Annotated in this window: 20 protein-coding genes and 5 pseudogenes; 11 read left to right on the top strand and 14 right to left on the bottom strand. The window is 69.3% G+C overall.

Features of this window, described 5'->3' with window-relative positions; translation table 11 throughout:
• Positions 1-823: 823 nt before the first annotated feature.
• The 4 genes from JK364_RS46105 to JK364_RS46090 form a co-directional block, all read right to left on the bottom strand.
• On the bottom strand, positions 824-1,396 hold the full coding sequence (locus JK364_RS46105) for a dihydrofolate reductase family protein (RefSeq protein WP_201857420.1): 573 nt from the start codon (positions 1,394-1,396) through the stop codon (positions 824-826).
• 197 nt (positions 1,397-1,593) lie between these two features.
• Positions 1,594-2,340, bottom strand: coding sequence for an SRPBCC family protein (locus tag JK364_RS46100; protein WP_201857419.1), 747 nt, complete (start codon positions 2,338-2,340; stop codon positions 1,594-1,596).
• On the bottom strand, positions 2,337-3,011 hold the full coding sequence (locus tag JK364_RS46095; RefSeq protein WP_201857418.1) for an ArsR/SmtB family transcription factor: 675 nt from the start codon (positions 3,009-3,011) through the stop codon (positions 2,337-2,339). The genes JK364_RS46100 and JK364_RS46095 overlap by 4 nt, the downstream gene beginning before the upstream one ends.
• Positions 3,011-3,547 carry a DUF6069 family protein gene (locus JK364_RS46090; RefSeq protein WP_230993563.1) on the bottom strand — a complete coding sequence of 179 codons (537 nt, stop codon included), beginning with the start codon at positions 3,545-3,547 and terminating at the stop codon, positions 3,011-3,013. Before JK364_RS46090 ends, JK364_RS46095 begins: the two co-directional genes overlap by 1 nt.
• 362 nt (positions 3,548-3,909) lie before the next feature.
• Between JK364_RS46090 and JK364_RS46085 the strand changes: the two genes are divergently transcribed.
• Complete coding sequence (locus tag JK364_RS46085) at positions 3,910-4,095, top strand: hypothetical protein (protein WP_201857416.1); 186 nt, start codon at positions 3,910-3,912, stop codon at positions 4,093-4,095.
• Positions 4,096-4,116: 21 nt separating this feature from the next.
• On the opposite strand, the gene JK364_RS46080 is transcribed toward JK364_RS46085, so the two are convergent.
• Positions 4,117-4,629 (bottom strand): P-loop nucleotide/nucleoside kinase family protein, encoded by a 513-nt coding sequence (locus tag JK364_RS46080; protein WP_230993551.1) that lies wholly within the window; start codon positions 4,627-4,629, stop codon positions 4,117-4,119.
• Positions 4,630-4,902: 273 nt separating this feature from the next.
• Here JK364_RS46080 and JK364_RS56225 point away from each other — a divergent pair, with 273 nt between their 5' ends.
• Together JK364_RS56225 and JK364_RS58260 are read left to right on the top strand one after the other, a co-directional pair.
• Entirely contained in the window at positions 4,903-5,448 is a 546-nt protein-coding gene (locus tag JK364_RS56225) for a methyltransferase domain-containing protein (protein ID WP_230993550.1), read from the top strand.
• A gap of 815 nt (positions 5,449-6,263) precedes the next feature.
• Positions 6,264-7,733, top strand: a pseudogene (locus JK364_RS58260) (nSTAND1 domain-containing NTPase); the annotation flags it as partial.
• On the opposite strand, the gene JK364_RS56210 reads toward JK364_RS58260, so the two are convergent.
• Together JK364_RS56210 and JK364_RS46060 are read right to left on the bottom strand one after the other, a co-directional pair.
• Entirely contained in the window at positions 7,731-8,006 is a 276-nt protein-coding gene (locus JK364_RS56210; protein ID WP_230993547.1) for a hypothetical protein, read from the bottom strand. The pseudogene JK364_RS58260 and the gene JK364_RS56210 overlap by 3 nt on opposite strands.
• Positions 8,007-10,472: 2,466 nt before the next feature.
• Positions 10,473-10,634 (bottom strand): annotated as a pseudogene (locus JK364_RS46060) (response regulator transcription factor); the annotation flags it as partial.
• Positions 10,635-10,743: 109 nt separating this feature from the next.
• Here JK364_RS46060 and JK364_RS46055 point away from each other — a divergent pair.
• The gene (locus JK364_RS46055; protein WP_201857414.1) at positions 10,744-11,274 is read left to right on the top strand and encodes a helix-turn-helix domain-containing protein; all 531 of its coding nucleotides are present in this window, start codon (positions 10,744-10,746) and stop codon (positions 11,272-11,274) included.
• Positions 11,275-11,496: 222 nt separating this feature from the next.
• Here the strand turns inward: JK364_RS46055 and JK364_RS46050 are convergent, their stop codons facing one another.
• The gene (locus tag JK364_RS46050; protein WP_201857413.1) at positions 11,497-11,901 is read right to left on the bottom strand and encodes a ricin-type beta-trefoil lectin domain protein; all 405 of its coding nucleotides are present in this window, start codon (positions 11,899-11,901) and stop codon (positions 11,497-11,499) included.
• Between the two features lie 38 nt (positions 11,902-11,939).
• Between JK364_RS46050 and JK364_RS46045 the strand changes: the two genes are divergently transcribed.
• A complete protein-coding gene (locus JK364_RS46045) occupies positions 11,940-12,116 on the top strand; it encodes a hypothetical protein (protein ID WP_201857412.1) in 177 nt (58 codons plus the stop codon).
• A 198-nt stretch (positions 12,117-12,314) separates the two neighbouring features.
• Here JK364_RS46045 and JK364_RS46040 read toward each other — a convergent pair whose 3' ends face one another.
• Entirely contained in the window at positions 12,315-12,845 is a 531-nt protein-coding gene (locus tag JK364_RS46040; RefSeq protein ID WP_201857411.1) for an alpha/beta hydrolase family protein, read from the bottom strand.
• A 231-nt stretch (positions 12,846-13,076) separates the two neighbouring features.
• Positions 13,077-13,254: pseudogene (locus tag JK364_RS46035) on the bottom strand (IS5/IS1182 family transposase); the annotation flags it as partial.
• A gap of 188 nt (positions 13,255-13,442) precedes the next feature.
• On the opposite strand from JK364_RS46035, the pseudogene JK364_RS46030 reads away from it, so the two are divergent.
• Positions 13,443-14,186, top strand: a pseudogene (locus tag JK364_RS46030) (IS5 family transposase); the annotation flags it as partial.
• A gap of 33 nt (positions 14,187-14,219) precedes the next feature.
• Here the strand turns inward: JK364_RS46030 and JK364_RS46025 are convergent.
• From JK364_RS46025 to dapA, 3 genes and pseudogenes are all read right to left on the bottom strand, one after another.
• A pseudogene (locus tag JK364_RS46025) lies at positions 14,220-14,959 on the bottom strand (phosphotransferase family protein).
• Between the two features lie 198 nt (positions 14,960-15,157).
• On the bottom strand, positions 15,158-15,508 hold the full coding sequence (locus JK364_RS46020) for a hypothetical protein (RefSeq protein WP_201857410.1): 351 nt from the start codon (positions 15,506-15,508) through the stop codon (positions 15,158-15,160).
• Positions 15,509-15,710: 202 nt separating this feature from the next.
• Positions 15,711-16,607, bottom strand: coding sequence for a 4-hydroxy-tetrahydrodipicolinate synthase (gene dapA, locus JK364_RS46015; RefSeq protein WP_201857409.1), 897 nt, complete (start codon positions 16,605-16,607; stop codon positions 15,711-15,713).
• Between the two features lie 72 nt (positions 16,608-16,679).
• Here dapA and JK364_RS46010 point away from each other — a divergent pair, with 72 nt between their 5' ends.
• The 3 genes from JK364_RS46010 to JK364_RS46000 all read left to right on the top strand — a co-directional run bounded on the left by JK364_RS46010 (position 16,680) and on the right by JK364_RS46000 (position 19,394).
• Positions 16,680-17,591, top strand: a complete 912-nt coding sequence (locus tag JK364_RS46010) for a LysR family transcriptional regulator (protein WP_201857408.1) — start codon at positions 16,680-16,682, stop codon at positions 17,589-17,591.
• 123 nt (positions 17,592-17,714) lie between these two features.
• Positions 17,715-18,386, top strand: coding sequence for a HEAT repeat domain-containing protein (locus tag JK364_RS46005; RefSeq protein ID WP_201857407.1), 672 nt, complete (start codon positions 17,715-17,717; stop codon positions 18,384-18,386).
• Between the two features lie 3 nt (positions 18,387-18,389).
• Positions 18,390-19,394: a MerR family transcriptional regulator gene (locus JK364_RS46000; protein WP_201857406.1), complete on the top strand. Its 1,005-nt coding sequence runs from the start codon at positions 18,390-18,392 to the stop codon at positions 19,392-19,394.
• A 189-nt stretch (positions 19,395-19,583) separates the two neighbouring features.
• Here JK364_RS46000 and JK364_RS45995 read toward each other — a convergent pair whose 3' ends face one another.
• Positions 19,584-20,492, bottom strand: coding sequence for a LysR family transcriptional regulator (locus JK364_RS45995; RefSeq protein WP_201857405.1), 909 nt, complete (start codon positions 20,490-20,492; stop codon positions 19,584-19,586).
• A 187-nt stretch (positions 20,493-20,679) separates the two neighbouring features.
• Between JK364_RS45995 and JK364_RS45990 the strand changes: the two genes are divergently transcribed.
• On the top strand, positions 20,680-22,086 hold the full coding sequence (locus JK364_RS45990; protein ID WP_307841605.1) for a M20 family metallopeptidase: 1,407 nt from the start codon (positions 20,680-20,682) through the stop codon (positions 22,084-22,086).
• Positions 22,083-23,357, top strand: coding sequence for an MFS transporter (locus tag JK364_RS45985; RefSeq protein WP_201857403.1), 1,275 nt, complete (start codon positions 22,083-22,085; stop codon positions 23,355-23,357). The genes JK364_RS45990 and JK364_RS45985 overlap by 4 nt, the downstream gene beginning before the upstream one ends.
• Positions 23,358-23,370 lie beyond the last annotated feature (13 nt).

Raw genomic sequence — 23,370 nt, 5'->3', positions numbered from 1 at the left:
TCCCTGGATGCCGGGCGGCGGCCACGCCGGCCGTCCGGCATCCCTCGCTCACTGCTGCCCGAGGACGTGCTCGGGCGCCTGATGGGTGACACCGGCGGGACGCCTTTTGCGGAAAGTTGGATGCTTCGTGAACGACCTGACGGCGGAACTCTCCCGGGAACAGGCCATGGTACTGACCACCATGACGCACCAGTACCTCGCGTCGGGTGTCTGGCCGGTCTGACAGCTCGTGGTTGCCGCCATGGACCGGCATGATCTCGATGCCGAACAACTGATCCGCTCTCTCCCGCGATTGGGGTCCACCGGGCCGTTCGGCCCTTCGTACGGGCTCACCTCGCCTGTGGGTCCTCACCTGGCCGACGGCGACCGCCCTGCCCTGACGATCGCGGCGTGCCTGCACCTGTCTGAGTAGCTGTTGTCTTTTCGATCTTGAGCGGTGACGGTCGAACGTGGATTCCCGGTCGGGTGATCCTGCCGTGGCCAGAGCATGAAGACGGGGCCGCCTGAACAGCTCGTGGGTGTCGAATCCATAGAGCAACAGGAGGCCCCGGTGCCGCAGTCTTCCGTGCCGATGGCAAGGCAGTCCAACTCGGCCGCTCCAACGTGTGATTGCCGCGCGCACGTGTACCGCAACGCGGCTGACTGCCCCGAGCGGCAGCGCCGGTACCCATCGGACATGACGGACACGGCCCGAAGGAGGCCCGGCAGTAACGAGCACGCACAATCGGGCCTGCAGGACCGGGCGGCAACCGCGGAATCCAAGGGCGCGATCCAGACGCCGCCGGGGAAGGCCCGGACGGCGGCGCCTGTGGCCGGAGCGCCCTCAGCGGACGACGTCGAAGACCTGCTTCTGCAGACCGTTGCCGTGGACCTCGTGCTCGGTGAGCTTCAGCTTCTGGGTGTCCTTGTCCGTGGTGCTGAACAGGCGCTTGCCGGCGCCGAGCAGCAGCGGGAAGACGAGCAGGTGGTAGCGGTCGATGAGGCCGGCGTCCGAGAGGCCGTGGTTCAGGGTGGTGCTGCCGTGGACGATGATCGGGCCGCCGTCGGTCTCCTTGAGGGCGACAACCTCGTCCAGGGAGCGCAGGATGGTCGTCTCGCCCCAGTTGGAGACGAGCTTGTCCTCGGTGAGGGTGGTGGAGACGACGTACTTCGGCATCGTCTTGTAGTGCGCGAACTCCGCCATGTCCGGCCACACCGGGCTGAACGCCTCGTAGCTGACCCGGCCGATCAGGATCGCGGTGGACTCCTGCTGCTCCCGCTCCTTGATCTCAAATGCCTCGGGGACGAACTCGACCTCCTTGAAGGTCCATCCGGAGTTCCGGTAGCCGGGCTCGCCACCCGGGCCCTCCACCACGCCGTCGAGCGAAATGAAGGCCGTACTGATCACAGTGCGCATGATGAGTGTTCCTTGGTGTTCGGGATGGGTGTGGGGTGACTGCTCGGTGCGCGCTTCGGCCGTGTGCACGGCGGATCGCCGCACCGGGTGTGGGGTGCCGGAGACCGTGCTGGGCAGCGGCTGATCCGGAGTTGTGGGGCGGACGCCGATGCCCGCCCTGCGTTGCCGCGCGCCGGGATGCGCGTCAGGGATGCGCGTCAGGGGTGTCCGGCGAGGAGACCGGTCAGCCACTGCTGCCATGCGGCCTCCGCGCCGTTGGTGTCCGGGCCGAAGAGGTGGTGGAACATCAGCACCGCACCGGGGAGGTGGTGGAAGGTGTAAAGCCCGTCGTCGGTGCGGACCTTGATGCGCTCGTCGTCCGACCAGGTCACTTCACCGCCCAGCGGCGGCAGGCCGGCCGGCTCGGCGTGCGCCCGCGCGGCGACGGCGACCGTGGTCGGCAGCGACAGAGCGCGGGTGAGGGCCGCCCGTACCCCCTGCGCGGGCTGCTCGCCCGTGGGTGCCATGGCGAAGACGGGGACGCCGGCGCGTCCCGGGAAGTGCGCCAGGTATTCGCGCAGTGTGTGGAGGTGGAAGGGCCAGCCGCGGCGCAGTGCGTCGTACTCGTCCTGCCAGTCGTCGCCGAGCAGGCCGCTGTGGACGATGCGCAGGACGGTGCTGCCGCCGGCGCGCCCCTCGATGAGATACTCGAAGGCCATGAAGCGGCCGTCCTCGGCGGTGGCCGTGCGGGTGGCGAAGTGCTTGCCGGGCTCGAAGGCGGTGACCACCGCCTCCTCCCGGTTGCCGCCGATGTCCATGGCGGCGGTGCCGCCCTCACGCGGCTCGACCTCGCTGCGGCCCATGAACCACGAATCGATCCCGGGCCCGGTGGCGATCGCGTCCCAGACCTGCTCCGGGCTCGCCGGCAGGGTCGCCTCCTGCTCGATCTTGAAGTGGTGCGTCATCGGGCGTTCTCCTGTCGTGCTTCGGGTTCGTGTCCGGGCGTTCCCCCCGTTTGCTGCTGCGGGTCGTCCTGGCTGTCCGGGGTGCCGGGCTGCGCACCGGGGATCTGGTGGAGTCCGACGATGACCCGGTGGGTGCGGCCCTCGGGGGCGGACTCGTCGTGGTAGCGGCTGACCAGGGCCGCCACGGCCTGGGCCAGTTCGTCGGCGAAGGCGGTCCGGTCGGCCGCGGAGGCGAAACGCACCTGCGCTTCGATGCCGAAGGAGGCGACCCGCTTGCGGGCCCGGGCGGCTCCGCTCAGCAGAGCACCGACCTCCTGCACCAGCCGGGCCCCCAGCGCCAGCAGCCAGCGGGCCGAGAGCTGGTCCGGGGACCGGGACGGGTCCGGGCTGACGGCGGCCAGGGCGCTGGGGGAGATCACGTAGGAGGCAGCAGTCGCGCGGTACACACGTTCGGTGACATTGCCCTTGCGCCGCTCCTCGGCCAGCTCGACCAGAGCGTGCCGCTCCAGCTCCTTCAGGTGGTAGTTGACCTTCTGCCGAGGCAGCCCCAGGCGGACGGCCAGCATGGCGGCTGAGCCGGGCTCGGCCAGGGCCGCGAGGATGCGGGACCGTATCGGGTCCAGGGACGCCTCGGCCGCGGCGGGTTCGTCGATCACAGCAACGTCCAGCACTACTCCACCATCCAGTCGAAAAGAAAAAATTGTCTCGCCGGCACAGTGCACCGGGCTGCGGCCCCGGTCGAGGCGACTGCGGCGGCACCATCCGAGATGTGCGCGGCAGCTATCGCAGGCGGGAGCGGAGCCCCAGGAATGAGGATGGCAGCGACTGCGATGTGGGTGGCGATCAGCGTCACCCGTGTGGCGGCGCCGGCATCGGGAGTCAGGAGGCCAGGCAGAAATGACACCGCCACCAGTGCGACGGCCGTTCGGACGAACACCCGGGCCGGCCGCCCCGACCACCGCCGGAAGGCGGCTGCCAGCGCGACGCCCACGACCGAGAACACGAACGCGAGCTGCGTGAAGCCCAGCAGCGGAATTCGCTCGCCGGCGATCTCAAGCGACACACCGGCGGCGTCTGCCGCAGCGGCAACCACTGTCGCGGCGACCGCGCCTCCTGCGGCCAATACGAGTCCTTGGCAACCACAGCGCGTGATGGCCGGTCGTAACCGGCCCGGCGTCAGGCGCGATCGAGGTAAGTCCGGACACATCAGTCTCCTTGCCGAGGGGCGGGCGCTTGCATCGGCCGCCGCGGGTTCTTCGGCCGCTGCGGCGTTAAGGACCACTCCAGCCTCCAACCGAAAGTAAAATCTGTCAAGACAAGAAAATTCGTCGCTGTCTACCGCATCCTCACCGAGGACACCGACAGCACCGAGTGAGCGGATGCCCTTCAGGGCTTCAAGATCAACTCATTGCCCCTTTGACGCGTATCTGGTTCACACCCGTACCTGCTGCTGACCCAGAACCCGGCTCTCCAGTACAGCCACGCGGTTTTCCTGGGCACGAAGGTCTGCAGCACCGGCATCGGCCGGGCGCCCCGGTCCTCGTGGCGGGACGGGAGGCCGCTGGTCGAGTGGCTCCCAGCGTCGTCGCCGAACTGGCCCGCCGGATCGAGCGGATCACCTCCACCATCGAGGACCGGCAGGTCCCGGCCATCGCTTCGGTCGACCACCTCAGCGCGGAGGCGCCGGCCGGGCGGTCCTCGCGGAGAACTGGCCTCCCGCAGCGAAGGTTGAGCGTTATCACCGAAGGTTGGTGACCGATTGGCGGGCCGTCCGCGTCAGATGTCGGTGCACGAGGGCCATTTGTCTACCGCCCACTCCGGCCAGCTCGGCCAGCCCGCCGGTGGGGTGGGAATCTCGCCGCCGTCGAGTTCGGCGGCGTCAGGCACCTGGAACTGCTCCCGCCAGGTATCCAGGTCGGCCTCGCTCATCGGGAACGTCTGATGCGGTGTTGTTTCCTGGCGGTGCGCGATGCGGGCGAGCTGGACGTCCTTGTCCACGGGCAGGTAGACCACCTGGCATGATGCCCCGACCGACCGGGCAAGCCAGCGCAGTGCCGACCGTTCATCGCGGCTCCAGAGCCCGTAGTCGAGTACGACGCTGGTCCCCAGCCGCAGCGCCTGTAGGGCGACCGAGATGAGCCGCCCTTCGAGCACCCAGCGCTTGCCGTCGGCCATCGAATCGCCGAACAGCGGGATCATCCAGTGATCTGGGGTCAGCCGCAGCGCCCGGTGGGTTGCGGCGAGCTCTTTGGCACGGGTGGTTTTCCCAGCCCCGGGGAGCCCGACCATCAGGAGCAGGGTGGCGGCACGCGGGTGCTGCGTAGAGCTGGGTCCGGCTGCATGCGGGTGCTGTGAATCGAAACGCTGCGACTGAGACATGACTTCCCTGATCAGGCAGGACGACCCGGCATCACAGGAATACGAGTGACTGCCGGCAGGACACTGATCCGGCGGTACGTCCTGGCACTGCCCCGCGGGGGGCAGGCAATGGCCGCGGTTACAGCAACCGCGGTACCGCCGCTAAGCGGCGGTTGTAGTCATGGGAGCACAGCAGCACATGGCTTGATCATAGCGGACAGCCGATCCTGTGGGGCTGGCGCCCGGGCCCTGGATGCGTGGTCAGCGTCGAGGTGGACGGACGAACTGGGTCGGCAGGCCAAGGAACACCTCGACGCGGCCGACACCGACACGGCGGTCGTGGCCGCCGACGGCGCCGACGGCTGGCCGCCCGACGCGCCGTACGACCGGGCGATCTCCGTCTATGCCGTCGATCAGGTCCCCTGGGCGTGGCTGGAGCAGACGCGGCCGGGCGGGAGGATCGTCACCCCGTGGGGGCGGCTGGGGCACGTCGCGCTGACCGTCACCGAGGACCACCGCTCGGCTGTGGGGTGGATGCGGGGGCTGGCCACATTCATGCCCGCCCGCGGCGCACCGCCCGCGAGCGGCTGGCTGCACGTGCGCGGTACCGGCCCCGCCGACGACGAACGCCCCTTCGCACGGGATCTGCGCCCGCTGAGGGACAATGCGCACTTGCTGTTCGCCCTGCGCATCCACCTCCCCGACGTGCAGATCAGCACGGGCGTGGACGACGACGGGGTGAACGTGTGAATCCACGACGGCGTCGCCTCCTGGGCCACGCTCACCACACTCCCCGACGGGCAGGCCGTCGCGTTCCAGAGCGGGCCGCAGCGCCTGGCCGACGAACTGGAGCCCGTCTGGGACTGGTGGCTGACCGAGGGGCAGCCGACCCTGTACGACTCCGGCAGGACCGTGGAACCCGAGCGGCAGTACGTATGGTGCCGGGACCCGGCAGCGGGGCCGCGATGGCCGCTCCAGAACCGCGGCCGGGCCAGGGCGTAAGCCGCACGCCGGCCTCCCACCCCGGCGCCTTCCCACACTGCTGAGGCGATCCTGGCCGGGCGTGGACTGGCCAGCGGCCGGCTGTGCGGCAATGGCCTGGTCCGCCGGGTCCCACCAAGACGCCGTCGATGTTCGAGGCGGAGGTGAGGTTGCCGTTCGCCCACAGGATCTTCTGCCACAGGCAGGTGGCGTTGGAGGCCGTGTTGGTGCCCGTCGACAGGATGCCTTCGTCGTCCCAGTCGTTCGAGAAGGCACCGGCACCGTGGACGTAGGCTCGACCGCTGTAGGTACCGCTTGCGGAGGCCGGGGAGGCGCTCAGCGCCAAGGTTGCGGCGGTCAACGCGCCGATCGAGCATCCGATCAACCTGGCCCGCGTCGCACGTGAAGTCACAGTGCTGTTCCTTTGCCGTGGTTCCGATTGCCCCGAGCGTGCGCGGTGCCGGGCCGGTCGACTCGGCGTCGAACCGGCCCGGCGGTCGCCGCGCTGCTCGCTGCGAGGCTTTACGTCATCGAGTTCAGCGGGCCGGGAATGAAATGGGCAGCCACCTCTGCCGCCCTGATCAATGGCGCCATTGCAGGTCACGCTTCCGGCTCTGCGACGGTGGCCAAAGAAGGCGCCTGTGGTTTGCCCTCCTGTCACAGGCGTCGTAGCGTGCGGGCGATCGGCGCCGCGTCCACGGGGGACGGGCGGGCAGTTGGGGGTGCTGTCGATGGCGGGGCGTCCGGAAAGCCCACTGGACCCGGGCGCGGGGCCGGTTGCGCGGTTTGCCGCCGAGTTGCGCAAACTCCGTGCGGAGGCGGGGAGTCCGACCTACCGAGTGATGGCGCAGCGCTCGGGTCAGGGGGCGAGCACCCTGTCGCAGGCCGCCGGGGGTGAGCGGCTGTCGACGTTGCCGGTCGCGCTCGCCTATGCGCGTGCCTGTGGTGGCGATGAGACGGAGTGGGAGGAGCGGTGGCGTGAGGCGGCCGCGGAGTTAGCGGCCGAGCCTCACCCCCAGAACGAGGACGACGAGCCCCCGTACCGGGGGCTCGTCCGATTCGAGCCCGGCGACGCCGACTTGTTCTTCGGCCGCGGCCAGCTCACCAACCACCTGCTCGAGCTGACGCGCTCCCGCCGGTTCACTGCTGTGTTCGGTCCGTCGGGCAGTGGCAAGTCCTCTCTGCTGCGCGCCGGCCTCATCCCGCGCCTGCGCAGCCCGGAGGTGACCGGTCCGCAGCCGGCCGCCGTACGCATCCTCACCCCCGGCGAGCACCCCCCGCGCATCCACGGGCAACGGCTGATACCCAAGGACGCCGACGGTGACACGTGGCTGATCGTCGACCAGTTCGAAGAGCTCTACACCCTCTGCACCAACCCCGCCGAACGCAATCAGTTCATCGACCGACTCCTGGCCGCGACCGATGCCGCGAGTAGTCTGCGCGTCGTCATCGCCGTGCGGGCCGATTTCCTCGGCCGCTGCGCCGAACACCCCGCCCTGACCGCAGCGTTACAGGACGCGACCGTGCTGGTCGGCCCGATGAGCCGTGACGAGTTGCGCGAGGCCATCACCAAGCCCGCCCAGGCAGCAGGGGTGATCGTGGAACGCGGACTGACCGCGCGCATCCTCGACGAGGTGGAGGGCGAACCTGGCGCCCTGCCGCTGATGTCCCACGCCCTGCTCGAGACCTGGCGCCGCCGCAAAGGCCGCGCGCTGACCACCCGGGCATACGAGGCGAGTGGCGGTCTCCACGGCGCCATCGCCCGCACCGCCGAAGACGTTCACGCTCATCTGACCCCGTCGCAGGCTGACCTCGCCCGCCGTATTCTGCTGCGCCTCATCACCCCGGGTGAGGGAACCCCGGACACCAGAAGGCCCGCTCCACGCACGGAATTCGACTTCAGCGAACCTGCCGACACGGTCACGGTCCTCGAACACCTCGCCCGCGCCCGCCTGCTCACCCTGGAGCACGACGCCGTCGACCTGGCCCACGAAGCGTTGATCACCGCTTGGCCCCGCCTGCGCGCCTGGATCGACACCGGCCGGGAACGCCTACGCATCCACCGCAGCCTGACAGAGGCCGCACGCACCTGGGACGATCTCAAGCGTGACCCAGGAGCCCTTTACCGGGGTACCCGCCTGGCCGTCGCCGAAGAGCACTTCGCCGCGCCTGAACCATTCGCCACGCTCACCGGGCTGGAACAGGCGTTCCTGACTGCCGGCCGCGCCGCTCGCACTGGAGAACACCGTCGGCGACGTGGCTACGTCACTGGCCTGGCCGTACTGGTCACGTGCGCCCTCATCGCGGGAATCGTCGCCTGGCAGCAAACTCGCACCAGCGGCCGCCGCCACCTGGAGGCCGAGTCCCGCCGCCTTGCCGCGGTCGCCACGAGCATGCGCTTCTCCGATCCGGTCACAGCGATGCAGCTCAGCCTGGCCGCTTGGCGTCTGAATGATTCGACCGAGACCCGGTCTGCCCTTCTCGGGGCCGTGACACAGCGCGAGGAGGACGTCTTCTCCGTGCCGGGCACGAAGTTCGACTACAACGGCGGCGTTCCGACCGTATTACGCGCCATGACCGCGGACGGAAAGTCACTCGTATCCGTTACAGCGGACCGGGTCAACACCTGGGACCTGCGCACCCATCGCCTCTCGGGCTCCTCTCCGGGGCTCGGCAAGCTGCTGGACGGCGACACCTCGGTCGTCATCGCCCCGAACGGTCTCACACTCGCCCTGGTGACGCTCGAGGGCAGAATCAAGCTGTGGGACGTGCGCACTGCACATGTGACGGCGACACTCGACCTGGACACACCCCACACGGTGTCCTTCAGCCCCGACGGTGAGATGCTCGTCGTGGAAGACGACGGCCCGGACGGATCAGACCCCTCCCTCCAGGTGTGGGACCTGCGCCACCACCGGGTTCAGTTGCGCACACCCGAACAGGACGGCGAATCCCTGCGGTTGGCGTCCATCAGCGGTGACAACAAGTGGCTCGCCCTGTGCACGGACGCCCGCCCCCTGCAGGTCTGGGACATCTCGACCGGCCGGAAGGCGATGCACGCACCATGGGCGTCGAACGCCCGTCACGCCTGCTCCGCGACTGCACTCACCATCGCTCCGGACGACACGACCCTCACGGTCCTGGCTCAGAACAAGATCCGTCGGTGGGATCTCTCCACCGGACACAGCCTGCCCTACCTGGAAGCCGACGGGATGACCAAGATGCAGTTCGACGCGCACGGCTCCTTCCTCGTCGCCGTGGGCGCCCGCCAACTTCTCGTCTGGCGTATGGCATACCCGGATGCTCCCGTGCTGAGCCAAAAACTGACCACCGACGCCCAGGTCGGCCTTGCCTTTGACAGTGCGGCGGGAGCCGTGCGCTACCTCAACCAGGGCGGCATGATCGTCCGGACACTGAGCCTGGGGCGCGCCACGACCAGCCAGTGGGACACCAAGCAGTCCGACAAAGCCACGCTGTCCCAAGACGGCCGGACCCTCGCCCGCCTGCGTCCTGCCGACGGCACGGAGAGGCTCCAGATACTCGACACCCGCACCGGCCGGGTCGTCTTCGAACCGACCACAGAGCACTGCCCCGTGGGGGGCCGGCAGGACACATCCGAATGCGCCGACCTCATGGCACTCAGCCCCGACGGCCGGTACGTCGCCAGCGGTGTCGTCCGGGAAGCAGATCAGTCGGGAACACCGAGTCGACCACACCTGACCGTGTGGGACATCGCCACCCGTCGCCCATACGCGACCATCACGCTCCGGCCCAAGCCTGCGGACATCTTCGGGCTCACCACGTTGGCCTTGGACGCCCATGCCCGCACCCTGCTGGCCTACCGGGACACCACACCACCGTCCGTGGAGGTGTGGGACCTGCACCGGAAAAAGCTCATCACCTCGGTCCGCACCGATCAGCACACGCTCACAGGCCCCACCACCGAGGGCGGTATGGACATGGCCCTGCGCCCTGACGGCCGCATGCTGGTGGCCCAGCCCGGCCTGGTCGTGGACGTTGCCTCACGAAGGATGGAACCCCGTGAGCTCGGTGAGGGAATGATCAGCGCCGCGGCATTCGGACCGCACCGCACCTACCTGGCAGTGGGCGACGACCTGGGGCGCGTCACCCTCTGGGACAGTGCAGCCCGTAACCGCCTCGGCGTGCTGACCGGCACCACCGTCGACAGTGAGGCGGCCGAGAGCGGAGAGGTGACGGCCCTCGCCTTCTCCCACGACGGCAGCACGCTTGCCGTCGGCGGTGAGGGGGCACTGTGCAGTTGTGGGACGTGGCGTCCCGTCGACTGCTCGGGTCCGCTCTACCCACCCCCGGAGACCTCGTGGGCAGCCTCGCCTTCAGCACCGACGACACCACCCTCTACGCCGCCGGCGCCAACGTGTCCGTTCAGACCTACTTCCTCAACCCCGACCGCCTTGCTCAGCAAGTGTGTCAGCGTGCGGGGTCCGGACTGTCCGCAAGGGACTGGAAAACCTACCTGCCCGACGTGCCGTACAGGCGTACTTGCCCTCGGTGACGCCTGGCATGGCTGGAACGGAAAGGGGGGCCGCAGAACCGGATCAGCCCTCGCGCCCCGTGCTGTGGCTGAAATCCGAAGACTCATGGCACCTTGCCAAGCGACACACCGCCGGTCACGAACTTCGGCCCACATGATGACGCATCAGCTCGCTACACTCAGAAACAGGCACCCGACCAGCGAAAATTTCAAACTGCAACCGGAGTACTGGAGCGGGCCCTTGCCCCTCAAGCCCACCGTGCCCTGGCCGCTGGCTGTCTCATCGGCTCCCGCGGACTGCTCCGTGTTCCCAGGCCCAGGCCGCTATCTCGACCCGGTTGCGGGCGTTGAGCTTGGCCTGGATGCGTGCCAGGTACGTCTTCACCGTCGACAGCGACAGGAACAACTCATTGCCGATCTCCTGGTTCGTGCGGCCTACGGCTGTGCGCAGGGCCGACAGCCTGGCATTCCAGTTCCCCCAAAGACTGTTGCCGTTACCGGCCCACCGCGTAGGCCGTCTCCTCGCGGTGCCGCTTCCTGCCGACAACGGTATGAGCCGGTTGCTCGCCCAGTTCTTGACTGGTGCTGCCGAGGCACACGCCACCTACGCGCCGTTCGGTCTAGTCCAGCTGGGAGGTATCGGCATCGATCTGGTCACCGCCGTACTGTCTCAGCACCTCGACGGCGCACCGGCGGCAGCGTCTGCCACCCGACCGAGCCTGCTCTTCCTACGGATCAGCGCCTTCATCGAGAAGCACCTCGGCTATCCCCTGTCACCGGCCACGATCGCCTCCGCGCACCAGATCTCCCTGCGGTACCTGCAACGTATCTTCCAGGAACAGGGAACTACCGTGACCGACTTCATCCGGCGCCGACGTATCAGCCACTGCTGCAAGGACCTGGCCGATCCGGCCAAGCAGGATGTGCCCGTTCACGCCATAGGCGCCCGGTGGGGGTTTCCCCGTCCCGACGACTTCAGCCGCCTCTTCCGCAAGGCGGTTGGTATGCCTCCCGGGAAGTACCGCGCCACGCACACTACTGTCAGCCATCCGGATGAGTACTGCCGCCGGTCGATGTGGTAGAGCCGTGTCCGCTCGTCCCGCTGGAGCAGCCGGGACGCGCCGGCCAGGGCGACGCGGCGCTGTACCGCCCGGACGCTGACCAGGGTTCCGCCCATCTTGGCCGCAGCGATCGGGGTGGTCGGATGGGGTGGCGAAGTACTGCTGGATTTCCGAACGGCGTGGTGCCGCCCAGGTCGATGGTCTGCCGCAGTACCGCGCGGGCCCCAGGCATCAGTGAGGCGATCACACGGAACAGCGCCTGCTCGATACCGATGCGGCGGTGCAGTTCTCGATCACCACAGCGGAGCCCGGACTCGTCGCGCCGTTGGAGTCGAGGCACATGGTGAGCAAGCCTGTGCAGACCTGGAGTTCGCTGTTGGAGGCGCGGGCGAACTGCTGGTTGTTGGCGCCGTCGCAGGTCCGGACCTCCCAGGCCGAGCCCGCGGCCGTGCCGCAGCCGTAGATCTCCAGGCAGCTGCTGGAGGCCGCGTTGACCAGGGCGCTGTAGGTGGGCGAGGCCGGGACACGACTCACGGTCATGCCGTCGCCGTATCCGGTGGCGGTGTTGGTGGGCGGGTTCCTGGCGTGCGCGCCCAGCTCGCCGGCGAGTCGCGCGGCTTTGGCGGGATCCTTGGCGGTGACGGTCACTGTGTGCCCGCCACCGGGGCCCGTGTGGCGACCCGTGCGTGCATGGCTGCCCGGACCGGACCCCGCAGGTGCTCGCCGGTGAACTGGTCACCACCATGCTCGGCAGCGGCGCCGTCGTCCTGCGCGACGGCCGCCTTCACGCCGGGGCCGACCAGGCCCCCGTCCCGGCTGCCGCCCTGCGGGTCCCGTACTCGCGCGACTGGCCGCCCGCGTGAGGGTGATGGTGCCGCGGATGTCGACGGCGGCACCACCGGCCCACACCGCCCCGCCGCCACGTCCTGTCGATCAGCACGGCGAACGCGCCCGCCGCCTCCAGCGCCCGCGCGGTGGACACCAGTCGCCGCGTGTCCTCGCCCCGCCCCCGCACCCGGTGGACGCCGTGGCCGTGTATGAACCGCACCGCGGTGTGGGGGTCAGCCGGCGAGCAGGGTGTCGAGCCAGTCGAAGGTGCGCTGGTGGAACAGGGAGAGCGCGCCCTCATGGCAGTGCTCGCCCGCGCCTTCGTCCTCACGGAAGGAGATCAGCTCCTTCTGGCAGGTCAGCTCGTCGAACAGACGCTGCGGCTGCCCTTGGAAGAACTGGTCGTTCTCGGCTTCGAGTACGAGTGTCGGGCAGGTGATGTGGCCGGCGATCCCCGCCATGGTGTACGCCTCGGCTGCCCTGACCAGGACGTCGACATCGGACACACCGAAGGTCCACCGGCCGTTGCGCACCACCCATCGCACCATGGTGTTCCGCGCCATCAACGCCTCCATGCCGCCGGGCGTCGACACGGCACGGCCGGCGGTCGCGGCGAGGACCGCGTGGAAGTCGTAGACGCCGTCGTACGCCACGCACGCGGCGATGCGGTGCTCGAAGGCGGCCGCCCTCGGGGCGAGGTAGCCGCCGAGGCTCATGCCGATCAGCACGAGTCGCCCGGCGTCGGGCGGTCGCGCGTCGCGCACCGGGGCCCTGCGGGCTTCTGCGTCCCGCCCGCACATGTCCACCCTGCCGGTGTGCTCCGGCTGACGGGCCGCCCCGGTACCTGCGGATCCTGCGGCGGCCCTGTGGAATTCCGCATGTGTTTCCAGCTTTGGGATGCCAGCCGCCGACTTTGAGGACTTTACCGCCATCGTTCCCCGGCGAGCACACCGTCGTAACGATCACGCCTGACGGGCGAATACCGCTCCTTTCCGGGCGGTGTCGAGGACGACGCGGGTGACGTCGATCAGGCCGGCGTCGTCCAGCCGGCGCAGCACGGTTTCGTGCAGGCGGCCCCACATCAGGGGCGTTGGCCGTTCCGCCGCCCTGCGGCCGTACCCGTTGCTCCGGGATCAGCGGCTCGGCGATCTCCCACAAGCCGTCCGGCACGATCCAGCTCCATGTTCCCCGCCCCGTACCGGGTCAACGTCCGCCTCACCACATAGGACACGGCCTAACGACTCCTGACGAAAGGAGGTTTCTGGATCTCCGGGAATGACGGTGTGTCAGTTCTGGCTGATGCTGGCCGAAGGGGGTGCGAGCCAGTCGAGACGAGGAAGACCGCTGCCAGACCGTGGGAGATCGATGACGAGTTGTGGGCGCGGATCGAGTCGCTGCTGCCGGTCATCCCGCGTAATCCGCGGCGTCCAGATCGTAAGCGTCTGGATAGTCGCAGGGTGCTGTGCGGGATCCTGTTCGTTCTGTACACCGGGATCCGCTGGGAGTTTCTGCCCCAGGAGCTGGGCTTCGGCTCGGGGATGACCTGTTGGCGACGGCTGCAGGACTGGAACGAGGCCGGGGTCTGGCAGCGCCTGCACGAGCTGCTGCTGTCCGAGCTGCGGGCCGCAGACCTGCTGGACTTCTCCCGTGCAGCGGTCGACTCCAGCCACATCCGCGCGATGAAGGGCGGGCCGGCCACCGGTCCGTCCCCGGTGGACCGGGGCAAGGCCGACAGCTAGCACCACCTGATCGTCAAGGCGCACGGCATCCCGCTCTCGGCAATCACCACCGGCGGCAACCGCAACGACGTCACCCAACTGATCCCGCTGATCCGGGCCGTCCCGCACATCCGCGGCAAGCGCGGCCAGCCACTGCGCCGCCCCAGGGATCTGTAGCCCGACCGCGGCTATGACCACGAGGTCTACCGGGACAAGGTCCGCCGGTTCGAGATCACCCCGCACCTCGCCCGGCGCGGCACCGGGCACGGCTCCGGCCTGGGCGTGTACCGCTGGGTCGTGGAAGGAGCGATCGTGCTGCTGCACTGGTTCCGCCGCCTGCGTATCCGCTGGGAGATCCGCGACGACATCCACCACGCGTCGATGCGTCGACACGCATTCGTAGCAGTCGGGCCCGCAGCCTCACATCCGGGATCTCAGCACGTCGACTTCACAGCCCGGCGCGAACGGGTCAAAGCCATGCTCGACCAGCCAGCGAACCCCCAGCAGGCTTCGCAATGACCACCACGCGCGGATCACGTCGAGGTCGATGTCGGTGCCATAGCCGGCGATGACGTCGCCGAGGTGCTCCTCGTGTCCGAGCGTGAAGGTGGCGAGGTCGTACAGGGCATCACCCTGGCCCGCCTCGGACCAGTCGATGATGCCGGTGACCTCGTCGCCGTCGACGAAGACGTGCGCGATCTGCAGGTCGCCGTGCGTGAATGCCGGAGTCCACGGCTGGAGCGCGGCCTCGGCGACCTGGCGGTTGCGGGTGACCAGGTCGGCGGGCAGGAGGCCGTTCGTCACGAGCAACTCGCACTCCTCGTCGAGTTCCGCCGCCAGCGCGACAATGCTCCGGCCGGCCCGGCCGGGCCGGGGCGGCAGCGGCGCGGCGTGCAGCTTCCGGATGGCGGCGCCCGCCGCGGCCCACGCCGCCGACGCCCCGGTCGACGGCCCGCCGAGGCGCCCAAGCGTCGTCCCCGGGAGTGCGGCGATCGCGAGCACGGGCGGCTTGCGCCACAGGACCTCCGGGGTCGGGACCGGCGCGAGGGACATCGCCTCGACCTCGACGTCGATGCGTGCTTGATCGGCTTCAGGAACACGTCGCCGACGCGCAGGGTCGCGCGCTCGGAATGGGCGACAACGACTTTGACCTCATCCATGGGCGATCAGTATCCCGGGGATGATCGCCAACGTCGCCGGGTTTCTCGCGTGCGATTACGCGGCTGACTGCGTCCCGATACCCGGTGGCCTCGTGCGCGACACCGACCTCTGACCAGGTCAAGTCCACCACTTTTGTCAGGAGCCCTAAGTGTCCGTCACTTGAGGCGCCCAGGGCGGTTCAGTACCAGGGCTGGGCTTTACAGCCACCGTCTGGCCGCCTCGACGCTGTCGCCGCCGCTGGTGTTGAACGCGATCGAGGCCCCTGGTGCATGCCGCCGGACCAGGTTCACGACCTGCTCGAAGAACGTCACAAGGGGTTCGGGCTTGCGTATCCCGCCCCCGATGACGACGACGTCCCAGTCTCGTGCGGAAAGCGCCGCGACCACCGTGGACTCGGCTGACTCGTCCGGCGCGATCAGCGTCATGGAAGCGTCGATGGCATGGTCGCCAAAGCGGGCCAGTTCCTCGTCCAGGACCGCGCGCATAGCGTCCCCGTCCATACCGGGCACCTTGTGAGGGTCGAAACCAAGAATGAGAACAGAAGGCATGCTCTGCATGACGATCGGTACAGCGTGTCGGTTCCAGTCGCACACCCTGCTCAAGGCCGTGGGCGCCGGACCGCCACCGTCACCGCCGCCCTGCTGGCGCGGTACTTACTGCTGACCCGCCTGGCCTCCGCTCTCGGACTGACCGCTGGGACGCTGGCCGCACCCTACCTGGTCGATCCAAGCGCTGGGGGCTGCAACACCGTCAGCCCACGTCGGCGAGGCACTTGAGGGCCGCATCCACAGAGGTGGGCTCGGCGGGCAGCAGCGGCAGCCGCACATCCGGTGCGGGGATCCGGCCCTGGGCGTGCAACACCCCCTTGATCACTGTTGGGTTGGGTTCGGCGAACGCGGCCGTCGACAGTGCCGCCAGGGCGTGCCCCAGCTCCCGGGCCCGCATGAGGTCCCCGTTGCGCCAGGCGGTGGCCAGGTCCACGAACCGCTCCGGGGCCAGGTGCGCCGACGCCAGGATGCCGCCTGCCGCACCGAGGGCCAGCAGCGGCGAGACGAACACGTCGTCCCCCGCCAGTACCGCGAAGTCTGCGGGCAGGCCGCCGAGCAGCTGGACCGCTGTCTGGTCGATTCCGCCGGTTGCGTACTTGACCCCGGCGACCCCGGGCAGCCGCCCCAATTCCCGCAGGGCCCGGGCATCGAGGGGCCGTCCGGTGCGATACGGGATGTGATAGACGATCAGCGGAACCGGGCTACCGGCGGCCAGCTCGGCGAAGTGTGCCAGGACACCCTCCGGCGACGGCCGGGTGAAGTAGGGGACGGGTACCAGCGCGCCGGTCACCTCGGGCCACCGGGAAAGCTCCGCCAGGGCGGTTGTGCTGTGCAGTGTGGCGTTGCTCCCGGCCCCGACGGTCAGCGCCGCCCGGCGCTCCCGGCAGACTCGGGCGCACACGTCGATGACCGCGGTCTTCTCCTGGGGCGTCAAGGTCGCTGGTTCGCCGGTCGTTCCGAGCGCCACCAGTCCCGCCGAGCCCGCGTCGAGCATGGAGTGCGCGAGCCGTTCCAGGGCAGTCTTGGCGATCCGCCCGTCGGCGGTGAACGGTGTGATGAGCGGTACGTGGATCCCGTCCAGGGGAGTGTGAGGCATCATGCCGACGAGACTGGCCTGACCCCATCGTGCAGGTCCAGTTCGCATTTCCGACGGCGAGCGTAAGCTCACCTGATGCTTGATGTCCGTCGCCTGCGCCTGCTGCGGGAACTCGCTCTGCGCGGCACCATCGTCGCTGTCGCCGACGCGCTCGCCTTCACCCCCTCCGCGGTCTCCCAGCAGCTGAGCGCCCTGGAACGCGAGGCGGGCGTACCGCTGTTGGAACGCACCGGGCGGCGCGTGGTCCTGACTCCCGCCGGGCATCACCTGGTGGACCACACCGAAGCGGTACTCGAACGGCTGGAACGGGCCGCGGCCGACCTCGCCGCCGCCCGCCAGGGCCCGGCGGGACCACTGCGCATCGGCGTCTTTCCCACCGCCACCCGCGCCCTCGTCCCCGCGGCTCTGACCGAACTCGTCGGACGGCACCCGGGTCTGGAGCCCATGGTCCGCGAGGTCGACCCGGCGGCCGTCGGCGACGCACTGCGCGCCGGCGAACTGGACGTCGCGCTGATCCACGACTACGACTTCGTGCCCTGCCCGGCCGAACCCGGACTGGCCACCGAACCGCTGTGCGTGGAGGCTATGTACCTCGCGACCACCGCCTCGACGCCGCGGACCGAGGGGGCGGAAGGGCCGACGATCAGTGGCTGCAAGGACGCGGCCTGGATCACCGCGACCCCGGGAACACTGTGCAACACGATGACCCTCCAGGCCTGCCACGCCGCCGGGTTCACGCCTCGGGTACGCCACGAGGTGGACGACTTCGCCACCGTGCTCGCCCTCGTGGGGGCCGGTCAAGGCGTCGCCCTGGTGCCGCAGCTCGGCGCAGCCGACCCACCCGGCGTCGTCCGGCTCACACGGGTGCCGATTCACCGGCACACCAGAGTCGCGTTCCGACGCGGAGCCCGCGCGCACCCGGCCGTCGCCGCCACCGCCGCGGCGCTGCGGGCCGCGGTCCCCGCCACTCTGCTCTCGACCGAGTGAGGAGTGAGGGTTGAGTCAAGGGGGCGTACCGGTGGGCCGAGGATGACCGGCCATCCCTCGGCCCGCCTCCGCTTGACCTTGACACAGTGACAAGGTCTTCACTGCTTCGAGGAGGTGGTCCCCATGACCGTGCCGAGCGAGGACACGAACACGATGCGAGTTCTCCGTGCGCTGGAGAACGGCAGCTCATCGGTCCGGCTGCAGGCAGCGCTGGCGGTCGGCACGACCCCGGATCCGGGGTTCATCGGCAAGCTCATGGAGCGATGCGCGATCGAACCCGAGTTCTACGTGCGCGACATGCTGACGTGGGCACTCACCCGCCACGCGGCATCGATGACACTCCCGGTGCTGCTCGACGAAGTCCGCTCGGAGCGTGCGCAGGCACGGAGCCAGGCGTTGCACACGCTGTCCAAGATCGGGGATCGGCGGGCGTGGCCGGCGATCACACCGGCGCTGCTGTCCGACGCCGACGACGAGGTGGCCCGGAGCGCCTGGCGGGCAGCGGTCGTTCTCGTGCCCGAAGGCGAGGAGCACGAGTCGGCCGTAGCGTTGGCGACACAGCTCGGGCGCGGCGAACGCGAGACGCAGCTGAGCCTCAGCCGGGCGCTGATCGCGCTGGGGGAGGGGATGTCGCCGGCACTGAGTGCCGCGACGAAGGACCCCGACCCTCGTGTGTGCGCGCACGCACTCGCCACGGAGCGGCTGTGGCGCGACCCGGATACCGGATTCGAGTTCGCGATCGAGGAGGCGAAGCGCGTCGTAGCCCTCGGCGGGAGCGGCCAGGAGGGGCGGTAGGCAGTGTTGATCGGTGATGTCGCGCGACGGTCCGGGGTCAGCCCCCGCATGCTCAGACATTACGAATCGCTCGGCCTGGTGCGGCCGACGGGTCGTACCGACCCGGGCTATCGGGAATACTCCGGCGAGGACATCCGGCGAATCTTCCACATCGAGAGCCTGCGGTCATTGGGGCTGTCGCTGCGCGACGTCAGGCGCGCGCTCGATGACCCCGGCTTTGCGCCCGCGGAGCTCGTCGACGACCTCATCCGCCAGACGCGAGACCGCATCGCGGCGGAGACGGAGCTGTTCACGCGACTCCGTCGGATCGGTGCCGCGCAACCCGCGGGCTGGGAGGAGGTCCTCCAGATCGTCGCGCTCCTCCAGGCGTTGGGGTCGAAGAGCGCGGGGGCGCGGCAGCGTGCGGCCCTGTCCGCGGTGGAGGTTCCCGTGCCGGTGGAAGCACTGGCCGGGGCCGTGCTGTACGAGTCGGACCCGAACGTCGCCGGGGCCCTTCGTTGGGCGCTGGCACAATCGGGCGAGGACGGGCCGGCACTGTTGGCGGAGGGCCTCGGCTCATCTGCGGCCGAGGTGCGGAAACGTGCCGTCCAGTCCATCGCCGAGATTCCGAACGGTGAGGCGACCGCACTGCTGCGGGACGCCCTCACACACGCCGACATCGCGGTCCGCGGGTACGCGGCTCTGGCACTCGGGGCACGTGGCGCAGCCGACGCGGTCCCGACGCTCCTCGACATGATCGTCGAGGAGAGGAACGACGCCGACGCGGCAGATGCACTGAGCACCCTGGCGAGTGATCCCGAGTTGGCGGATCAGATCGCCACTGGGCTCCTCGACCGCCTCTCCCGAGGCACCCTTGGAGCGTCTGCACGTCGATGGCTGACACAGGCGCTCGCGGACATCCCGGGGATCCGGACGTCACGTGCCCTCGCGGATCTGTCACATGACGAAGACCGTGCCGTTGCGCTCACCGCGACATACATCCTCAAGCTGCGCGACGCACGACGGTGAATCTCCCCTGGTCCCGCTTGCGTGGGATCCGCCGCACGAGCGCGACCGCCTCAGCCCGGCTCATCTCCACGGTACCCACCAAGCCCCTCCCCTCGAGAACACCTTAACGAGACCCGTGATGGCACACGGGACCAGCGTCCTCCAGGACCGCGTATCGCCAATCGGCCTGGGTCGCCGCCGAGGATCTGCCTACATGAGAATGTCATCACCGATCTGCTCGATCAGGTGCGCGAGGAAGGCCCGCACCGCCGCGGGCAACGCGCGCCGCGCCATCGATTGGATCTGCATGCTCCGGCGGCTCAGTTCCGAGTTGTGGATGGGAACGATCGCCAGGCGGTCGGCACCGAGCCGCCGCCGCACCGTCAGCGGACCGACCAGGGTGACCCCACCGCGTAGCTGCGCGAAACTCTGCAGCGCACCCGAGTAGTTGCTGACGAGCGCGGGCTCGAAGCTCAGCCCTTCCAACGCGACGCAGACGTCGAAGAGTTGCCGGATCGTGGTTCCCTCGTCCATCAGCGCGAGCGGGTACTCCAGCAGGTCCGCGAGCTCGACGTACTCCCGGTACGCCAGCGGATGATCGTCGGGCATCAGCGCGTAGATCGGCTGCTGCTGCGAATACTCGACCTTGATTCCCCATTCCGGTCCGAGGCTATAAGTGACGGCCAGGTCCACCGTGCCGTCTATTACCTGCCGCGTCGCCGCCGTCGGGCCGGTGACATTCAGTCGGAACCGCACCCCCGGATATTTTTCCCGAAATGCGGTGATAGCCGCCGGCAGGAAATCGCGCGCGAACCCCTCGGAGCTCGCGAGTTTGACGGTACTGCGGTGCAGGGCCTCGACGCCGTGCACGTCGGCGAGCACCTGCTCGGCCTCGAGCGCGCTGCGCCGGGCGTAGGCGGTGAGAATCTCGCCCGCCTCAGACAGCACCATCCCCCGCGGCTGGCGCTCGAACAGCGGCGCCCCGACGTCCTGCTCCAGCTTCGCGATCTGCCGACTGATCGCCGACGTGGCCACATGCAGGTGCTCCGATGCCTCGCTGATCGAACCGGTGCGCGCGACCTCGAGGAAGTAGCGCAGCGACGTGGGCAGGAGATGCATTCTGAGAATGTACTGCAGCGCGAAGCGCGTCCACCGAGGGCGGTGACGGGGAGGCGACCGACCGTAGCCGTTGCCGCCAGGGCAATACACCTTTCGAAAACGTGCAATTGCTCCCTCTATCGCCGTCCTATCGCCGCTCCGTAAACTCGGCGCACCGGCCGGATGCATTGTAAATTGCACGTTTCCGATGTTAAGGGTAACGATGACCCGTGCTGCCGTGATCGATCGTGCCACCGAATACTACGATTCCGGGGAATTCCTCGCCGACCTCGGCCGCCGGGTCGCGTTCGCGACCGAAAGCCAGGACCGGGCCGGGGCACGGGCGCTGCGTTCCTACCTCACCGAGGAGCTGGCCCCTGCGCTCACCGGCCGGCTGGGCTGCGAGGCGCGCGTCCTCGACAACCCCGCCGGCGACTACCCGCTGCTCGTGGCGACCCGGCACGAGGGCGATGAGATGCCCACGGTGCTGGTCTACGGCCACGGCGACGTCGTCCTCGGCGAGCCGGAGCGGTGGCGGACCGGCCTCGATCCGTGGCAGGTCGTGGTCGAGGGCGACCGCTGGTACGGCCGCGGCACCGCCGACAACAAGGGCCAGCACACCATCAACTTCGCGGCACTCGAGCAAGTGCTCTGCGTGCGCGGCCGGCTCGGCTTCAACCTCAAGGTGCTGGTCGAGACCGGGGAGGAGTCCGGCTCGCCGGGCCTGCGTACGGTCTGCGCCCAGTTGCGGGACGAGCTCGCCGCCGACGTGTTGATCGCGTCCGACGGGCCGCGCGTGGCCGCGGAACAGCCGACGCTGTTCCTCGGTTCACGCGGCTCCACCCCGTTCACCCTGCGGGTCGACCTGCGCGAGGGCTCCTACCACTCCGGCAACTGGGGCGGTCTGCTGCGCAACCCGGCGACCGTGCTGGCGGGCGCGCTCGCCAGCATCGTCGACGCACGGGGCCGCATCCTCGTCCCCGGTCTCCGGCCGCGGGAGATCCCCGAGAACGTCCGGGAAGCCCTGCGTGACATCGCGGTCGGCGGCGGACCGGACGATCCGACCGTCGACGACGGCTGGGGCGAACCCGGTCTCACCCCGGCCGAGCGCCTCGTCGGCTGGAACAGCGTCGAGGTGCTCTCCCTCGCCGCCGGCAACCCCGACAACCCGGTCAACGCCATTCCCGGCCGCGCACACGCGCAACTCCAGCTCCGGTCCGTGGTCGGCACCGAAGTCGACAAGCTCGGCGTCATCCTCCGTACCCACCTGGACGAACACGGGTTTCCCATGGTCGACGTCGAGGTCGGCCCGACCATGCCGCCGACCCGGACGGATCCGGACGACCCCTGGGTGCGCTGGGCGCTCGGCTCGATCAGCCGCACCACCGGCACCGAACCCGCGCTGCTGCCGAACCTCGGCGGCAGCATTCCCAACGCCGCCTTCGCGGGCGAGCTCGGGTTGTGCACCCTCTGGATCCCGCACTCCTACCCCGCCTGCGCCCAGCACGCCCCGGACGAGCACCTGCTGGCCCCCGTGGCGCGGGAGAGCCTGCGCATCATGGCGGGCCTGTTCTGGGACCTCGGCGAGGACTCTTCCGTGAGGAGCCGCCCATGACCACACGGACGGTCTCCCCCGAGGCGCCGGTGAAGGTGCACCGCGTCATCGTGGCCGCGTCCATCGGGAACGCGCTGGAATGGTTCGACATCCTCGTCTACGGCTTCTTCGCCGCGACGATCTCGAAACAGTTCTTCCCCGCCGCCGACGAGACCGTGTCGCTGGTGCTGACGCTCGGCACGTTCGCGGTGGCCTATGTGGTCCGTCCGCTCGGGGCACTCGTGCTCGGCGCGTATGCCGACCGCGCCGGGCGCAAGCGTGCGCTCATGCTGTCGATCCGGCTCATGATGGTCGCGACGCTGCTCATCGCGATCATGCCGCCGTACGCGAAGATCGGGCTCGTCGCGCCGATCGCGATCCTGCTGGCCCGGCTCGTCCAGGGCTTCTCCGCGGGCGGGGAGTTCGGCAGCGCCACCGCGTTCCTGGTCGAGCACGCGCCCGAGAAGCGCGGTTTCATGGCCAGCTGGCAGTTCGCGAGCCAGGGGCTCGCGACGCTACTCGCGTCGGCGTTCGGCACGGTGCTCACGGCCACGCTGTCAGACGCGGCGCTGGAGTCGTGGGGTTGGCGCATCCCGTTCCTCTTCGGTCTGCTGATCGGCCCGGTCGGCTACTACATCCGGCGTTACGTCGCCGAGGCAGGTGAGTTCGTCGAGACCGCGGACCAAGAGCGCGCGCCGGTGAAGGAGACGTTCCGCACCCAGAAGGACCGCATGCTCGTGGCCATGGGCGCGCTCGCCGTGTCCACCGCGATCAGCTACCTCATCACCTACATGCCCACGTTCGCGGTGAAGGAACTGGACCTGCCGGCGTCGACCGGATTCGCGTCCACTCTGGTCACCGGGATCGTGCTGACCGGCCTGACTCCTGTGGTGGGTCATCTGTCGGACCGGTTCGGCCGCACCCGGATCATGCTGATCTTCGCCGCGCTGATCCTCGCGCTGGTGTACCCGAGCTTCGCGTTCCTGGTCTCCGCCCCGGGCTTCACGGTGATACTCGGCGTGATGTTCCTGATCGGCGTGTTGAAGGCCGGCTACTTCGCGCCGCTGCCCGCGATGATGGCGGAGCTGTTCCCCGTCACCAACCGGGCCACCGGCCTCGCGGTGAGCTACAACATCGCCGTGATGCTGTTCGGTGGCACCACGCCACTGGTGATCGTCTGGCTCGTCGACCTGACCGGCAGCAAGCTCGCGCCGACCTTCTATCTGATGTTCCTGGCCGTGCTCAGCCTGTGCTGCGTGGTGTTCGCGCGGCGCAGGCTCGGCATTCACTGATCGGAGAAATCCC

The organism is Streptomyces endocoffeicus (assembly GCF_016741935.1).
GTDB classification, from domain to species: domain Bacteria; phylum Actinomycetota; class Actinomycetes; order Streptomycetales; family Streptomycetaceae; genus Streptomyces; species Streptomyces endocoffeicus.
This window is presented reverse-complemented; position numbering and strand designations above follow the sequence as displayed.

Coding starts and splice junctions, on each gene's coding strand:
- JK364_RS46105 (WP_201857420.1), bottom strand. CDS start 1,396: ATGCGCACTGTGATCAGTACGGCCTTCATTTCGCTCGACGGCGTGGTG.
- JK364_RS45990 (WP_307841605.1), top strand. CDS start 20,680: ATGTTAAGGGTAACGATGACCCGTGCTGCCGTGATCGATCGTGCCACC.
- JK364_RS46005 (WP_201857407.1), top strand. CDS start 17,715: ATGACCGTGCCGAGCGAGGACACGAACACGATGCGAGTTCTCCGTGCG.
- JK364_RS46080 (WP_230993551.1), bottom strand. CDS start 4,629: ATGGTCGGGCTCCCCGGGGCTGGGAAAACCACCCGTGCCAAAGAGCTC.
- JK364_RS46010 (WP_201857408.1), top strand. CDS start 16,680: ATGCTTGATGTCCGTCGCCTGCGCCTGCTGCGGGAACTCGCTCTGCGC.
- JK364_RS46055 (WP_201857414.1), top strand. CDS start 10,744: ATGAGCCGGTTGCTCGCCCAGTTCTTGACTGGTGCTGCCGAGGCACAC.
- JK364_RS46100 (WP_201857419.1), bottom strand. CDS start 2,340: ATGACGCACCACTTCAAGATCGAGCAGGAGGCGACCCTGCCGGCGAGC.
- JK364_RS46090 (WP_230993563.1), bottom strand. CDS start 3,547: ATGTGTCCGGACTTACCTCGATCGCGCCTGACGCCGGGCCGGTTACGA.
- dapA (WP_201857409.1), bottom strand. CDS start 16,607: ATGATGCCTCACACTCCCCTGGACGGGATCCACGTACCGCTCATCACA.
- JK364_RS45995 (WP_201857405.1), bottom strand. CDS start 20,492: ATGCATCTCCTGCCCACGTCGCTGCGCTACTTCCTCGAGGTCGCGCGC.
- JK364_RS46020 (WP_201857410.1), bottom strand. CDS start 15,508: ATGCCTTCTGTTCTCATTCTTGGTTTCGACCCTCACAAGGTGCCCGGT.
- JK364_RS45985 (WP_201857403.1), top strand. CDS start 22,083: ATGACCACACGGACGGTCTCCCCCGAGGCGCCGGTGAAGGTGCACCGC.